The organism is Paenibacillus filicis (assembly GCF_038070315.1).
GTDB classification, from domain to species: domain Bacteria; phylum Bacillota; class Bacilli; order Paenibacillales; family NBRC-103111; genus Paenibacillus_G; species Paenibacillus_G filicis.
In genome coordinates this window covers 68,041-82,891 of the sequence record NZ_JBBPCC010000028.1, presented here as the reverse complement: position 1 = coordinate 82,891, position 14,851 = coordinate 68,041, and the positions used below count along the sequence as shown (strand labels likewise).

Below are 14,851 nucleotides of genomic sequence, written 5' to 3'. Positions count from 1 at the left end.
GGCCTTCACCGATTCTGGATAATGCTTAAACGTTTGTCCCTTGATCGCCATAAAAAATGCACCCCCTAGAATTTCATCGGCTAAACCCAGGGGTTTTTCCAATGTCTATTCTAAGGGGTGCACATCAAGTGGGAGCCGGAGGCTTTTTCGTTTAGCGGTTATCGACCTTCTCCGGATACAGATCATGATTCATGAGCCGGTATTCGGCCATCTGCTCGTATTTCGTGCCGGGAGCTCCCCAGTTGCAGTAAGGATCGATGGAGATGCCGCCCCGCGGCGTAAACTTGCCCCACACCTCGATATACCGGGGCTGCATCAGGGCAATGAGATCGTTCATGATGATGTTCATGCAATCCTCGTGGAAATCCCCGTGATTGCGGAAGCTGAACAAATACAGCTTAAGCGACTTGCTTTCGACCATCCGAAGGTCGGGGATATAGGAGATGTACAGCGTCGCAAAATCCGGCTGGCCGGTCATCGGGCACAGGCTGGTGAATTCCGGGCAATTGAATTTGACGAAATAATCGCGTCCCGGATGCTTATTATCGAACGCCTCCAGCACTTCTGGAGCGTAATGGAACCGGTAATCCGTTCCCTGATTGCCGAGCTGGGTGATGCCCTGTAGTTCTTGTTCGGTTCTTCCTGCCATAGGGTTGTCTCTCCTTGTCGTGTATAAGCTTACCGGTCATGCGCGACGCTGGGAACGAACGGCTCTCAACGAAGCTGAAGACGAGCTAAACGCCCTTCTTATTGCCCCATACCCAGGTGTGGAGCTGAGGCAGCACATGGACCTGCCTGAGACCGCGATGCGTCATGACCCGGTCGATCAGCCACTGGTACCGCTCCAGCAAATACGGGAGCAGCCGGGCTGGCTCCGTCTCGTGCAGCCGGTCATTGCCGGCCTGAGCGTAGAACGGCACGAGCGGATAACGCTCATGAACCTGCGCAGCGAACTCCAGATCAGCCTCGTCGAACACGACGACCTTGAGGCTGAAGGAGCGCCCCGGCTCGGTCAGCTGCGAGACAATGCCGTCCAGGACCAGCCAATCGGTTAACATCCCGGAGCTCGGGGGCTTGGGCGACAGCGTTAGGTCGTCAATCTGCAGGAACCAGTCCTGCCAGCGGCTGCCCTGTGTCTCCAGCGCAACCTGCAGGCCATCCCGATGCAGCAGTTCGATGAGCGAGCCAAGCTGCGGGAGCAGAGCAGGGTTGCCTCCGGAGAGGGTAACATGAGCGAAAGCATCGCCCCCGATGGAGTAAAGCTCCGCACAAATCTCCTCGGGGGTCAGCATACGGATATCCTTCTTGCCGGTGCCATCCCAGGTAAAGGCAGAGTCGCACCAGGCGCAGCTATAGTCGCAGCCGGCCGTTCGGACGAACATCGTTTTCCGCCCGATGACCATGCCTTCACCCTGAACCGTCGGCCCGAAGATCTCAAGCACGGGGATGCGGCGGGGGGTGCTTGTCTGTGTCTGCAGCTCAAGCATGGGCGTTCTCCGGCTTCGGCCGGTACAGGCAATAGCTGGTCGGCGTCTCGCGCAGGAACACCTGCACGCAGCGCGGCCGATTGGCGGTCTGGTCTAGGTGGTGCTGTACAAGCTCGTAGATCGTGCGGGCGACGACCTCGGTCGTCGGGAAGCGATCGGCCTCCAGGTCGCTGAAGCTTTCCGTATCGTCATTGAGTACCGTATGGTCGAACCGCCCGTGGATGAGCTGCTTAAGTAGGGCGAAATTAACCAGGAACCCGGACTCATCGAGCTCGTCGCCGGCTACCGTGATGTTGGCAAAGTACGTATGGCCGTGCAGCTCCCGGCATTTGCCGGCCTGGTCGGCGGGGATGCGGTGAGCCGCCGCGAACTGCAGGTCCTTATTTAATTCATAGCTATAGGGATGAGAGACAGTGGGGTAGATCTGCTGGATCATTGCCCCGCCCCCTTCAGTACGGGCAGCGAATAGGCAGCCAAGTATTCCTCGAGCCCGCGGCGCCGCAGCTTGCAAGCCGGACATTCCCCGCAGCCTTCGGCTACGATGCCATTGTAACAGGTGAGGGTCCTCTCTCGGACGAAGTCAAAGGCGCCGAGACGGTCCGCCAGCTCCCAGGTTTGCGCTTTATTCAGCCACATCAGAGGCGTCTCCAGCACAAACGGATAGTCCATGGACAGGTTCAGCGTGACATTCAGCGACTTGATGAAAACATCCCGGCAGTCCGGGTACCCGCTGAAGTCGGTTTCGCACACACCGGTTACGATATGCCGGGCTCCCAACTGCTTGGCCGCCACGGCGGCAAAGGACAGGAATAGCAGATTGCGCCCGTCGACGAAGGTACTGGGCAGCGAGCCTTCCTGCTGCTCGATGGGGATATCGCTCCGCGTCAGCGCATTGGGCGTCAATTGTCCGAGCAGGGACATGTCCAGCACATGATGCGGCACCTTCAGCTCGCGTGCGATGGAGGATGCGACCTCGATCTCGAGCCGGTGACGCTGGCCGTAATCGAACGTAATGGCCTCCACGGCATCGTACTGCTCGAGTGCCCAGAATAGGCAGGTCGTACTGTCTTGTCCGCCGCTGAACACGACGACGGCTTTGGATTCATTCATTTTCATCATCTTCCTCTCTGAGTTGGAGAAGAAAGAGATTCGGCAGTGCTTCCCTTAGGACTAAAGAATCGGCGCGAAACGGGAGACCCGCTTCGCGCCGAACGCAAAAACGACGATACCTGAACAGGGCCATCGCTTTGACTTAGTTTTTTATAGAGGGAGTTCGCGAACCTCTCCCGGCCGGACAAGCCGATACCAGAATTCTTCTTTAGTTTTCTCCCGTACTATAGCACAGAAGCGGACAATTGGGAATAGCAAGGCACTGGGCTTCGCGTACCCGGCCAGTTGCGGGCGGCACCGACTGAGATTACGACCGGGACTTGACCTTGAAGTGAACGACGGCGCTGTATAGCATTTTACCCGCATTGGGGTCAAACGCGGCGTGATGTTGGACGGAACCGACCTGAAGCAGCAGCGCCTTGTTGTTCATAATCTGCTCATCCACCTTGCGCTCCAGCGTTCTCAAATCATAGGCTTCGAAAAACTCTACTTTATCCTCTATCATATCCAACCTGAATTCCACTGGGCTCGTCTCCTTTAATTAGCTCATCGTATAAAGTTCATGTACTGAATCCTGCTTATTATAACGGAATGTGAGGCATTAGGCGACAGTGGAAGCTGTGCAGGACTACAGACAGCCCCGATGCTGATGAAGGAAGGACGACCATCTCGTCAGTCCATACAAAAACAGATGCGGCCCGCAGGGACCGCATCTGTTCCTATTCTACCAGGGCATGCCCATTATAGGCCGGTCTTGCCTTCCAAAGCTTCGTTCCGTGGCAGCAGCTTTTCCAGCGCTTTGCGAACGAAGCCGCCTGTTGCACCCAGCGCCTCGCGAGCTTCCCCGGCGCTGACACCGGCAAGCAGCATGACGATGGCGCTTTTCACGTGGCCTCCGGACTCGTCGTAGGCCTGCTCGATCTGCTCGTCGCTGGCATCGGTTGCGAGACGGATAATCCGCTTTGCCCGGTGAACGAGCTTGACATTGGAGGGCTGCACATCGACCATCAGATTGCCGTACACCTTGCCCATCCGGATCATGGAGCTGGTGGTCAGCATATTCAGGATGAGTTTCTGCGCCGTACCCGCCTTCATTCGGGTAGAGCCTAACACGACCTCCGGACCGACGACTGCCTCCAGCGACACATCGGCAAGCGGTCCCATCGGCGTGCCCGCGTTATTGCATACGCCGATGACACGCGCGCCGAGGGAGCGGGCGCGTGTCATGGCGCCCAGCACATAAGGGGTACGGCCGCTGGCGGCGATGCCGACGATTACGTCACGCGGTCCGATCTGATGGGCATCCATATCCGCCACGCCCAGTTCCTCGCTATCTTCGGCTCCCTCGACAGGGTCCTTGACGGCTTGAAATCCGCCCGCAATCAAGCCCTGCACCATCTCGGGAGGCGTGCCGTAGGTCGGTGGGCATTCCGACGCGTCGAGAATGCCTATGCGTCCGCTGGATCCTGCGCCGACGTAGAAGAGACGGCCGCCCTGGCGGAAGGCTTCGACGATCAGATCGACGGCCTTGGCCAGCTCCGGAATCAGACCTTGGAGCACATCGGCAATCTGGCGATCCTCATTATTGATCAGCGATAAAATTTGCTCGGTAGGCAGCTCATCAATATGCCGCGTCCGCGGATTGACCTGCTCCGTCGTCAATGCACTTAACGGATGTATCTGCATGGAGTAAGCTCCTTTATAAGTGTGATGGTGGCTCGGCCTGCGCGAGCCTGACAGCTGCCAACCGGGCTGCTCCGTAGCTGGGGGGCTTGAGCATCTTCAGTAGCTTGAGAGCAGGCAGAGCATCCGCTATCCGCTGGCGGAATTCCGCTTCGTACAGCTCGCTGTGCGTAAAGATCGAACCGCTCAGTCCCAAGTGGCCCTCGGCAAACCAAGGGTCTTTGCCGGCTAGCGTTAGCGCTTGGGCAGCCAGCTCGGCAGCATGACGTGTAATAATCCGCATAGCGGAGGGATCGCCGTCGCGGGCGGTCTCGATGGCGCAGCGCGCGAACTCGGCAACATGCTGCTTCGTAATCTCTGGTCCGTATATATACGTCTTAAGCTCGGAGATTTCATGCCAGCCCCGGCTGTCCAGCAGGCGCCGGGTCATTGCTGTCGGCGGGTCAACGCCGTCATGGCTGCGCATCACGGCCTGCAGCGCGTCGAGGCCCAGCCGGTAGCCGCTGCCTCCGTCGCCAAGCAGATGCCCCCAGCCGCCGACGCGGTAACGCGTTCCGTCCGGTGTTCGCCCGAAGACGATGGAGCCTGTGCCCGCAATCGCCAGCATGCCTTCTTCACGGCCTAGCGCAGCCATCAGCGCGCTCTCGGCATCATTGGTTACGAGCATCCTGGCGGGAATGCCTGAGGCCCGTAATAAGCCGCTCACGGCACGTGACATGTTCTCTCGCTCTGCCGGCAGATCGATGCCGGACAACGCCAGGCATACGCCGACTGGCTCTGTCCCGGCCGGGCCTGTAGATGAACCTGCGCCCGTAAGCGCGAGCGCTTCCAGGAGAAGAGCACCGATCCGCGATGCGGCAGTTTCGAAGCCGATGGCGTGGGGGTTGGTGGAGCCGCCAAAGCAGCGGCCCAGTTCGTTCCCAGCGCTATCTGCGACGTAGACGTCTGTTTTGGTGCCGCCGCCGTCGACACCTAGGAATAGCTTCACCATCTTCACCTTCCTGCCATCTGATGTAACGTGTGGATGATGATACGAGTATAAACGAAAACAATGCAAGATGTAAAATAAAATTTTATGTATAAATTATATGTTGAAATTATGTTTCATTCGACTTATAATGAGTCTCATATGGAAGCGAATTCATAAAGAGGGGGTAAGGGATTTGAACGGAGGACTTGTCCGGTTAAGGGAAGCGCTGAATGAACTCACGCCATCCGAGAGAAAAGTGGCGGAGTACATCCTGAGCGAGCCTAAGGCTGTCATCGAATTATCGGTGGCTCAGCTAGCGGAATATAGCGGTTCCAGTCAGGCGGCGATCGTCCGGTTATGCAAATCACTGGGATTGAAGGGGTTTCCGGATCTGAAGATCAAGCTTGCAGGAGACCTGCAGGAGTCGGCCCAAGTTCCGGGCCAGCAAGGATATCAGGAGATCAGCCGGCATGATTCGATCGAAACCTTAATTCAGAACGTATCGGCCAACAACATCCAATCGATCCGCGATACGGTGAAAATTTTGGATGTAGCGTCGGTCGAACGCGCAGTAGAGGCGCTGAACAGGGCCGAACGCATCTTTTTCTTCGGACTGGGGGCCTCGGGCCTTATCGCGCAGGATGCCCAGCAGAAGTTTATGCGCATCAACCGCATGTCCTTCACCTTCCCCGATTCGCATATGCAGCTCACGACGGCGGTGACGATGACAAGCCGTGACGTCGCGGTGGCCATCTCGTATTCGGGAGAAACCCGCGAGGTGATTGCCGTGCTGAAGGAAGCGGCGCAGCGGGGCGCGACGACCATCAGTATTACGAAGTACGGCCATACTTCTCTTCATGCCTATTCGCACATTCCGCTGTGCATCTCCTCTACGGAGAACGAGATCCGCAGCGGAGCCACGGCCTCGCGCATTACGCAGCTTAACGTGGTTGACATCCTGTACCTGGGGGTTGCCAGCCGGAATTACGAGCAATCCGTCGAGTATCTCGAACGGAGCCGGGCGGCGATCCGGGAGTTGGACAAGTAGCTTACGGTTTCTGCCTATCATCTTAACATAACTTAGGGGGATTTCGAATGAATCGTACCAAATGGTTGTCTATGATGGTTATCAGCGCACTTGCTCTCAGCGCTTGTACGAACGGCGGCTCCAAGCCTGCCGATCCCGGCAAGGCCGCTCCCGCAGGCGACGACAAGAAGCCTGACACGGTCAAAGTATGGACGTATCCGGTACACGGCACTTACGAGGATGATCTGAAGCTGCTGATTGCCGATTTCAATAAGGCGAATCCGCACATCAAGGTCGAATACGAGATGCTCTCCTGGGCGGAAGGTCCTAAGAAGTTCGACGTAGCCTTGAATGCCGGCGATCCGCCCGACCTGTACTTCCACTCCGTGAGCGGTCAATACGTGAATACGGGCTTGGCTCTGCAGCTTGACAAGTATATTACGCCTGAGATCAAGGGCGACTACGTGCCGGGCGCCCTGGAGCTCGGACAAATTCAGGGCAAGCAGTACGGTCTGCCGCTGTACCAATTCCAATGGGCATGGGGCGGCAATAAACGGATTTTGGAGGAAGCGGGTATCGACTGGAAGAAAATCCAGGCCAGCGGCTGGACCTGGTCCGAGTTCCAGGAAGCAGCCAAAAAAATGACCAAGAAGCTGGCAGACGGTACACCGCAGTATGGGTTAATTACGGACGGCACGAGCCTGGATTTCATCCAGATGCTAAGTCGTAATGCCGGTATGCCGGATGTACTGGATAAGGACGGGAAATTCCAGTGGAATGATGACCGGATCGTCGATACGCTGAAATTCATGCAAGGCATGGTCAAGGAAGGCATCATGCCCAAGGAGAGCGCAGCGCTCGCTCCGGCGAAGCGGACGGAGATGTTCTATGCCGGTCAGGCGGGGATTATCAGCAAGGCGATTCCTTACTATGACGTGATGATTCAGAACCGCAACAAGGATATCGATTCGGGCAAAGTGAAGGGCGAGAAGATCGAATTCATCCTCCTGCCGGTGCCGCATCATGACAAGCAGCCGGCCAAGACGACGATGGGCGGAGAAGGCTATGTTGCCTTCAAGCAGAAATCCGACAAGGGTGAGCAGCACGCGAAGAACACCTTCCTCGTGATGGAAGCACTGAGCGGAGCCAAGGCCGGTAACTCGGCCAACGAGCTGTCTCTGCCGTTCGTGCGCCAGTCGCAGGCCAAGGAATTCGAGGGCAAGGGGAAAGCAAGCAAGGTGAATATCGACGCAGCTCAGGCTATGGCCAAAAACATCGCGATGCCGGTAGAGCTGAGCCTGGATGTGGATAAAGCGGCCAAGATGAAGCAGTTCAACGAGCAAGTTGTGAAGCCGAACTTCCAGGCGGTGCTGGCCGGCGAGAAAACCGCCGAGCAAGCGGCCGAGGAGTTCAAGAACAAAGGGAAGCAGATGTTTGGGCAATAATCAGGCCGATCCAAGCCTAGCCTAGCTAGCCCAGCTTGGGCACCTTAGCAAGCAAGAATAAAGGAAACAGGATGCGGACGTATCCATAGAGAGTACAAAGGGGAAGCCGTCCGTCGCGGCAGCGTGGCGGCGGACAGCCCGTGCAGGGCCGGCCTCCCGGTTGTACTTTCTTTTTTTCCGTCAGCTCCGTCACCACGATACGAATGCGCCGGCCTTCAGGAAAGGAGACACTCATGCAACAAACTACGGCTACTGCGGTCAATCGGCCGGGTGGAAGCGCCCGTGCCCCGCGCAGCGGGTTCTGGCGGGATTACGGCTGGGCTTACCTGTTCATAGCGGTACCTGTGCTGCTGTTCCTGGTATTTACACTGTATCCCGTTATCTCCGCCTTCATCATGAGCTTCCAGGAATACGGGGTACTCAGCTCCAAGTGGATCGGCACTGGGAACTATTCCCGGCTGATGCAGGACGACGTGTTCTGGAAGGCGATGAGGAACACATTCTACTTTACGATTGGTACCGTCCCGGTCAATATTATCATTACCTTCGGACTCGCCTATCTGATCTTCCAGATGAAAACCAAGTGGCAAACCTTCTTCAAGGCTGCGCTTTATCTGCCTTCGGTCGCTTCGGGGGTCACGCTCTCGCTCGTATGGCTGGCGATGTTCGATCCGACCTCCGGAGGGCTGTTCAATAAAGTGCTCGGTCTGATGGGACTGGAGCCGGTCATCTGGCTCGGGCAGTCGAGCACGGCGTTGTTCTCCCTGATGCTGATGACGTATCTGAGCTCACACGGAAGCGGCATCATTTTGTACCTGGCAGCCATGGGAGGGGTACCGAAATCGCTGTATGAGGCAGCAGATATCGACCATGCCAGCGGCTGGACCCAGTTCACCAAGATCACCTGGCCGCTGCTGAAGCCGACGACGCTGTATCTGCTCGTCACTGGTGTCATTATGTCTTTCCAGGTGTTCATCAGCGTCTATCTGATGACACAGGGCGGCCCCAACTTTGCGACGACTACGATCGCTTATCTGATCTATGATACGGCCTTTGTCTACTATGAGTTTGGACTCGCTTCAGCGCAGTCCTTCGTGCTGGCGGCGATGATTATTATCATCTCTATCGTGCAGTTCAAATACTTCTCGACGGATATCGAGTACTAGGGGGCGATGACAGATGACTCAATCAGGAAAAACCTTCCTCATCGCTCTGGCGGTTATCGTGCTGTCGTTCTGGACCTTTATGACGGTCATCCCGTTATATTGGATGTTTATCGGGTCCTTCCAGGATTCCGCTGCCTCGGCCAGCTTTCAGCCGCAGATGGTTCCCGAAATCTGGTCGGTCGCGCCGTATGAACGCTTCTTCGGCAAGACGATGGCCTGGCGCTGGCTATTCAATTCGCTGTTCGTCTCCGCGGTATTGACGGTAACGAACGTATTCTTCGCTTCGCTGGCCGGCTATGCGTTCGCCAAGCTGAAGTTTCCGGGCAGCAAATCCATCTTCTGGGTGCTGCTGTCCACAATGATGATTCCCGCTCAGGTTACGCTGATCCCGCTGTATATTCTGGTTATCAATACGTTTAACCTCGGGGATACGTACACGGCGATTATTTTACCTTCACTGGTAGGGGTCGGCAATATTTTTCTGATGAAGCAGTACATGTCCACGCTGCCGACCTCGCTGATTCATGCGGCGCGGATCGATGCCTGCAGCGAGTTCGGAATCTTCTATAAAGTCATATTGCCGATGGCTAAGCCGGGCCTCGCGGTGCTTGCGATTTTCACGTTCGTGGCTCATTGGAATGACTTCTTCTGGCCGCTGCTCGTAACGCGAAGCAATGAGATGCGGACGATTCAGGTCGGCCTGGCGAGCTTCAAATTCGCCGAGTCGACGGACTTTGGGGCCATCATGGCCGGAGCGACGATCGGGGCCCTGCCGATGATCGTGCTGTTTTTCTCCTTGCAAAAATACTTCCTGCAAGGTATCACCATTGGAGCCGTTAAGGGCTAGGAGGAGATCATATGGCTCGCGTTGTGTTTGACAATATCCGCAAGGAGTACGAAGATGAGAAGAGGGGCAACTTCACGGCGGTAGCCGGTTCGAGCTTTACGATCGAGGATAAGGAATTCGTCGTGTTCGTCGGACCGTCCGGCTGCGGCAAAACAACGTCCTTGCGGATGATTGCAGGGCTCGAGAAGCAGACGAGCGGAGACATTATGATCGGCGATCGCATCGTCAATCATCTGCATCCCAAAGACCGCGATATCGCGATGGTTTTCCAGGACTACGCGCTGTATCCGCATATGACCATCCGGGAAAATTTGTCCTTCGGGCTGAAAAATCTGAAGAGGCCAACCGCCGAGATCGAGCAGAAGGTAGGGGCGGCGTCCGCTATCCTGGGGCTGGACGATATGCTGGAGCGCAAGCCGCGCGAGCTGTCCGGCGGCCAACGCCAACGCGTGGCGGTAGGACGCGCGATTGTGCGCGATCCGCAGGTGTTCCTGTTCGACGAGCCGCTGTCCAACCTCGATGCCAAGCTGCGTATCCAGATGCGGGTGGAGCTCTCCGAGCTGCACAAGCGGCTGGGGGCCACGATCGTCTATGTCACGCATGATCAGGTCGAGGCGATGACGCTGGGCGAGCGGATCGTCGTGATGAATAAGGGCGTCATTCAGCAGATTGCCCCGCCTACGGAGCTGTACAACAATCCGAGCAATATGTTCGTTGCCGGATTTATCGGCTCGCCGGCGATGAACTTCATCGATGCGGTGATTGAGGGCGGGAAGGCGGTTGTGGGCGGGGGACGGTCGTTTGACCTGCCGGCCCATGTCGTCCAAGGGCTCCGAGCTTATGAAGGCAAGCCGGTCGTTCTGGGGATTCGTCCCGAGCATATTTTCGGTGAAGACTTCGCGCTCCATGTCCCGCATGATCACAAGCTTGCGGCGGCTGTCCAAGTGATCGAGAACCTTGGATCCGAAAATCTGGTATACTTCCGAGTAGGCGAGCGAACGGTAACGGCCAAGGTGCACCCGGAGACGTCTGCGACGATTGGACAATTGAAGACCTTTGTGCTGGATCTGAGTAAGGCGCATTTCTTCGATCCGGCGAGCGAGGAACGCATCTTGTTCTAATTAATCACCCGAGGAGGGGAAGCGCGGATGAAAAGTCTTGGCGGCATCATGGTGCAAGCCGGCGGCTCGGTCTACCGGGAGATGATCAAGGTATTCCTGTTCAGTGCGGTGTCTTCGCTTGTGCTCGTACCCCTGGTTTTGTTTGTGCCCGCGGGGCTGGCCCTTGTGCTGGTTCCGCTGCTGTACGCTCCGCTCGTCGCAGGAATCTTCCATGCGATGCATCGGCTGCTGGCCGGGGAGCGGGCGGGGCTGAAGACGATGCTGGCCGGGGCGGTTCGTTATTTCGCACCGGCGGTCTTGTTCGGGCTGATGTGCTCCGTCTTTATATTGATTCTCGTGTCCACCTGGTGGTATTACGGCCAGCGGGATGGGATGTGGAACTGGGCTCTCGCGATTTTTCAGACGTACTTTGTTGTCATGGTATTTATCTCCCAGTTGTACACGTTACCGCTGATCGTCCAGCGCCAGGAGCCTTTCTTCCGTGCAGTCGGACGCAGCGTCAAGCTGACGGTGCTGCGCCCGGGCTATACGATCGGGGCCTTCTTCCAGCTCGTCTGCGTGACGGTTGTGCTGGCGGCAACGGTCGTTGGCTTTGCCGTGCTGTATGCTGGGATCGCAGCGATCTATGTCAACCTAGTGGTCCGCAATGTGCTGAACGCTGCGGAAGGCTCAGAGCCGTCTCAGGACGGCGAAGCGATAGGAGGCGTAACCGGATGACAAGGACACGGGTAGCGGTAGGCGCGGATCGTCTGGATGTGCTGGCGGATCGGCTGCGCGGTCTCCGGATCGGTCTGCTGACCAATCCGACGGGCGTGGGGAACAGCTTCCGCACGACGGTAGAGCAGTGCGCGGGACTGCCATCGGTACGGCTTTCTGCGCTGTTTGCATGCGAGCATGGACTGCGCGGAGAACATCAGGCGGGGGTACGGTTCGAGGATGAGCGGCACCCGCTACTGAACATACCGGTATACAGCTTATATGGGACGAGAAAGAAGCCGGATGCGGCAATGCTGGAAGAGGTAGACACGGTATTGTTCGATATTCAGGATACCGGGGTCCGATTCTACACGTATCTGTCGACGCTCGTGTACATGATGGAAGCTTGCTCCGAGACGGGCAAGCCGCTGTATGTCCTTGACAGACCGCATCCGCTCGGAGGCATACAGGCGGAGGGCGGCTTGCTGCAGCCGGGCTACGAATCGATGGTGGGCGCGGTGGCCGGCACGCCTTATGCCACCGGGATGACCATCGGCGAGTACGCCCGCTGGTATCAAGGAAGGATGGCCCGGCCCTGCGAACTGACCGTGGTGCCGATGCAGGGCTGGACGCGCGGGATGACCTATCGGGATACCGGATTGCCCTGGATCTTGCCCTCACCGAATGTGCCGACGATCGATACGGTACGGGTATATGCCGGGACCTGCCTGTTCGAAGGAACGAATGTGTCCGAAGGCCGGGGGACGACGAGGCCGTTCGAGCTCATCGGCGCACCTTGGATCGATGGAGAGCGTCTTGCAAGGCAGTTCGCGTCCTACGGGCTCGCCGGGGTGCATGCACACCCACTTTACTTCTCGCCGACCTTCTCCAAGCATCAGGGGCAGTTGTGCGGGGGCGTTCAACTGTTTGTCACCGATCCGCCTCGGTTCGAGGCCGTCAAAACGGGCTTGGCGCTCGTTCGCTCCGTTCATCAGCTGTATCCCGAATGCTTTGAATTTCTGCCGCCCGTACGCGAAGGAGGACGCCGGTTCATCGAGCTGCTGACTGGGGATTCTCTGGTGCCGGATCGGCTTGGGGAGAAGGATGGATTCGAACGGATTACGGAGCGGTATGGGCGGGAAGCGGCGGAGTGGGGTCGTGAGCGTGATGCCTGCCTAATCTATAAGTAAGAAGGATGAATGGAGGAATGAATGATGACGACGGATCGACAGATCCTCGATAAGGGGCTGGGAGCCGTAGAAGCTTCCAGCCCCGCTGCCCTGTCAGGCAGCATGAACCTGGAAGAAAAGACAGGCTGGAGGGAGGTTAAGGAGTCTCCGGAGGTTCATACCCGGCTCCTGAGCGAGTGCTGCACGGGTTTGATGAAGAATGACCGCGGGCTGCTGCCGCTATCGGTACACAGCAAGGTACATGTGCTCTCTATGGAGCCTGAAGGGTACGTGCCGCCTGATCATGAAGAGCTGGCACCCGAAGGCCTGCCCAGTCTTGGACGGGCGCTGCGCGAGCTGGGAGCGGATGAGACGGAATGGCTTATACCATTCGGACGGGCCGCAGAGCTCAAGGCCGAGCTCGTTCGTGCGAATATGTATGCCGATCATATCGTTCTATCCACCTGCAATGCCTGTCTGGAGGCGGACCAGGTCGAGCTGATTGAGGCGTTCCAGGCCGCAGGGAAAGACCCGATTGTCGTGACGATGGGCAATCTGAATGATCCGCTCGCTGTCCCTGACGTAGGCGCGTTCGTGAGCGTCCATGACAGCCGGCCGCTTGCGGTGCAGAGCGCCGCCCGCGTCTTGCTCGGGCAGTGTCTAACAGGCGGGTTCAGCGAAAGCGAACCATTCCAGGCAGATACAGGAGGAGATCTGAGATGATCAAGTGGCTGCGCAGCGTGCTGGAGAAGCCGGAACGCATCGTGATTGGACTGATGTCAGGTACGTCGCTGGACGGGATCGATGCTGCAGTAGTGAGAATCGCCGGAAGCGGTCTGTCTTCCCGGGCCGAACTACTGCATTTTCATAGCGTTCCCTACGGGGAGGAGCTAAGGGAGCAGCTCAAGCGGATCTGCAGCACGGACCAGTCCTCCACGCCGGACGTATGTGCGATGAATTTCTATATCGCCGAGCGTTTTGCCGAGGCTGCTCAGGACGCAGCGACAGCCGCTGGGCTGAGGGTGGATCAGGTCGATCTGATCAGCTCGCACGGGCAAACGATCTGGCATATCCCTATAAGTGTCGATCCGGAGACGGACCCGTTTGGCGTGCGGTCTACGCTGCAGATCGGCGATCTGTCCGTCATCGCCAAGCTAACCGGCTGTCCGGTCGCCGGGGACTTCCGTACGGCCGATATGGCGGTCGGAGGACAAGGAGCGCCGCTGACGCCTTACGGCGACTTGATTCTGTTCCGGGACGACCGGATGGGGCGGATTGTACAAAACATCGGCGGTATCGGCAATTGCGCCGTGCTTCCTGCCGGGGCACAGCCGCATGAGGTAACGGCCTTCGATACAGGTCCGGGAAATATGCTGATTGATCAGGCGGTGCTGGAGCTGTCGGGCGGACGCCTGTCTTACGACGCGGACGGTGCTTGGGGAGCTGCCGGACAGCCGGATCAGGGTATTCTTGGTGAGATGATGAGACATCCTTACTTCAAGCTGAAGCCTGTCAAGACGACGGGCCGGGAGATGTTCGGGAAGTCTTACGCCACAGAGTGGATGTCTAGAATGCGCGGAGCGGGCTTACGAGATGAGGATATGATAGCTACGTTCACGGCATTCACGGCCCGCAGTATTGCGCAGAGCTACCGGGATTACGTACTTCCGGGGTGCAGTATTGACGAGATCGTCATCAGCGGCGGCGGAGCTCATAACCGTACCCTGCTGCGCATGCTGAGCGATCTGCTGCCTGGCCAGCAGGTACGAACGGCCGCTTCGCTCGGCGTATCGGATGATGCCAAGGAAGCGATCTGCTTCGCAATCTTCGGGAATAATTTGCTGAATGGTGAGCCGAACAACCTGCCGTCGGCAACGGGCGCTGCCCGTGAGACTGTCATGGGCAAGCTAGCTCTGCCGTGAGGCGGCAGGGCTAGCTTGCGGGCAGCAGACCGCTATCTCCGAAACCGCTTGCGGGAGCGGTTTCCCATCTTGTACCATAGTTTTCCTTCATCGTCTTCAAATATGCGAATTCCGATCAGCTTAAGTGGAGTCCATCGCTCACGGAAATAGTATCTGTTCATAAAATAGTCCCCTCCTCCTATTTATTATAGAGGGTATGGGACTATGT

The 14,851-nt window shown here is 57.5% G+C and carries 16 protein-coding genes and 1 riboswitch; of the genes, 9 read left to right on the top strand and 7 right to left on the bottom strand.

Going from position 1 to position 14,851, the window contains the following annotated elements; all coding sequences use genetic code 11:
- Window positions 1–151 precede the first annotated feature (151 nt).
- The 7 genes from queF to WMW72_RS30950 all read right to left on the bottom strand — a co-directional run bounded on the left by queF (window position 152) and on the right by WMW72_RS30950 (window position 5,271).
- A complete protein-coding gene (gene queF, locus WMW72_RS30980; protein ID WP_341419462.1) occupies window positions 152–649 on the bottom strand; it encodes a preQ(1) synthase in 498 nt (165 codons plus the stop codon).
- A gap of 85 nt (window positions 650–734) precedes the next feature.
- Window positions 735–1,487, bottom strand: a complete 753-nt coding sequence (queE, locus tag WMW72_RS30975; RefSeq protein WP_341419460.1) for a 7-carboxy-7-deazaguanine synthase QueE — start codon at window positions 1,485–1,487, stop codon at window positions 735–737.
- Complete coding sequence (locus WMW72_RS30970) at window positions 1,480–1,923, bottom strand: 6-pyruvoyl trahydropterin synthase family protein (RefSeq protein WP_341419459.1); 444 nt, start codon at window positions 1,921–1,923, stop codon at window positions 1,480–1,482. The genes queE and WMW72_RS30970 overlap by 8 nt, the downstream gene beginning before the upstream one ends.
- Complete coding sequence (queC, locus tag WMW72_RS30965) at window positions 1,920–2,606, bottom strand: 7-cyano-7-deazaguanine synthase QueC (RefSeq protein ID WP_341419458.1); 687 nt, start codon at window positions 2,604–2,606, stop codon at window positions 1,920–1,922. Before queC ends, WMW72_RS30970 begins: the two co-directional genes overlap by 4 nt.
- Window positions 2,607–2,733: 127 nt before the next feature.
- Window positions 2,734–2,777: riboswitch (PreQ1 riboswitch) on the bottom strand.
- Between the two features lie 127 nt (window positions 2,778–2,904).
- Window positions 2,905–3,120, bottom strand: coding sequence for a YrzA family protein (locus WMW72_RS30960; RefSeq protein WP_341419456.1), 216 nt, complete (start codon window positions 3,118–3,120; stop codon window positions 2,905–2,907).
- A 218-nt stretch (window positions 3,121–3,338) separates the two neighbouring features.
- Window positions 3,339–4,283: an N-acetylmuramic acid 6-phosphate etherase gene (gene murQ, locus WMW72_RS30955; protein ID WP_341419455.1), complete on the bottom strand. Its 945-nt coding sequence runs from the start codon at window positions 4,281–4,283 to the stop codon at window positions 3,339–3,341.
- Window positions 4,284–4,296: 13 nt separating this feature from the next.
- Window positions 4,297–5,271, bottom strand: coding sequence for a BadF/BadG/BcrA/BcrD ATPase family protein (locus WMW72_RS30950; RefSeq protein WP_341419454.1), 975 nt, complete (start codon window positions 5,269–5,271; stop codon window positions 4,297–4,299).
- Between the two features lie 172 nt (window positions 5,272–5,443).
- Here WMW72_RS30950 and WMW72_RS30945 point away from each other — a divergent pair, with 172 nt between their 5' ends.
- The 9 genes from WMW72_RS30945 (at window position 5,444) to WMW72_RS30905 (ending at window position 14,643) form a co-directional block, all read left to right on the top strand.
- Window positions 5,444–6,298 carry a MurR/RpiR family transcriptional regulator gene (locus WMW72_RS30945; RefSeq protein ID WP_341419453.1) on the top strand — a complete coding sequence of 285 codons (855 nt, stop codon included), beginning with the start codon at window positions 5,444–5,446 and terminating at the stop codon, window positions 6,296–6,298.
- 47 nt (window positions 6,299–6,345) lie between these two features.
- Window positions 6,346–7,722 (top strand): ABC transporter substrate-binding protein, encoded by a 1,377-nt coding sequence (locus tag WMW72_RS30940; RefSeq protein WP_341419452.1) that lies wholly within the window; start codon window positions 6,346–6,348, stop codon window positions 7,720–7,722.
- A 233-nt stretch (window positions 7,723–7,955) separates the two neighbouring features.
- Window positions 7,956–8,888 (top strand): carbohydrate ABC transporter permease, encoded by a 933-nt coding sequence (locus tag WMW72_RS30935; protein ID WP_341419451.1) that lies wholly within the window; start codon window positions 7,956–7,958, stop codon window positions 8,886–8,888.
- A gap of 79 nt (window positions 8,889–8,967) precedes the next feature.
- A complete protein-coding gene (locus tag WMW72_RS30930; protein ID WP_423227627.1) occupies window positions 8,968–9,735 on the top strand; it encodes a carbohydrate ABC transporter permease in 768 nt (255 codons plus the stop codon).
- A gap of 11 nt (window positions 9,736–9,746) precedes the next feature.
- The gene (locus tag WMW72_RS30925) at window positions 9,747–10,856 is read left to right on the top strand and encodes an ABC transporter ATP-binding protein (RefSeq protein WP_341419449.1); all 1,110 of its coding nucleotides are present in this window, start codon (window positions 9,747–9,749) and stop codon (window positions 10,854–10,856) included.
- A 27-nt stretch (window positions 10,857–10,883) separates the two neighbouring features.
- On the top strand, window positions 10,884–11,573 hold the full coding sequence (locus WMW72_RS30920; protein WP_341419448.1) for a hypothetical protein: 690 nt from the start codon (window positions 10,884–10,886) through the stop codon (window positions 11,571–11,573).
- Window positions 11,570–12,742: an exo-beta-N-acetylmuramidase NamZ family protein gene (locus WMW72_RS30915; protein ID WP_341419447.1), complete on the top strand. Its 1,173-nt coding sequence runs from the start codon at window positions 11,570–11,572 to the stop codon at window positions 12,740–12,742. The genes WMW72_RS30920 and WMW72_RS30915 overlap by 4 nt, the downstream gene beginning before the upstream one ends.
- A gap of 21 nt (window positions 12,743–12,763) precedes the next feature.
- On the top strand, window positions 12,764–13,444 hold the full coding sequence (locus tag WMW72_RS30910; protein ID WP_341419446.1) for a hypothetical protein: 681 nt from the start codon (window positions 12,764–12,766) through the stop codon (window positions 13,442–13,444).
- On the top strand, window positions 13,441–14,643 hold the full coding sequence (locus tag WMW72_RS30905; protein ID WP_341419445.1) for an anhydro-N-acetylmuramic acid kinase: 1,203 nt from the start codon (window positions 13,441–13,443) through the stop codon (window positions 14,641–14,643). The genes WMW72_RS30910 and WMW72_RS30905 overlap by 4 nt, the downstream gene beginning before the upstream one ends.
- Window positions 14,644–14,851: the final 208 nt, after the last annotated feature.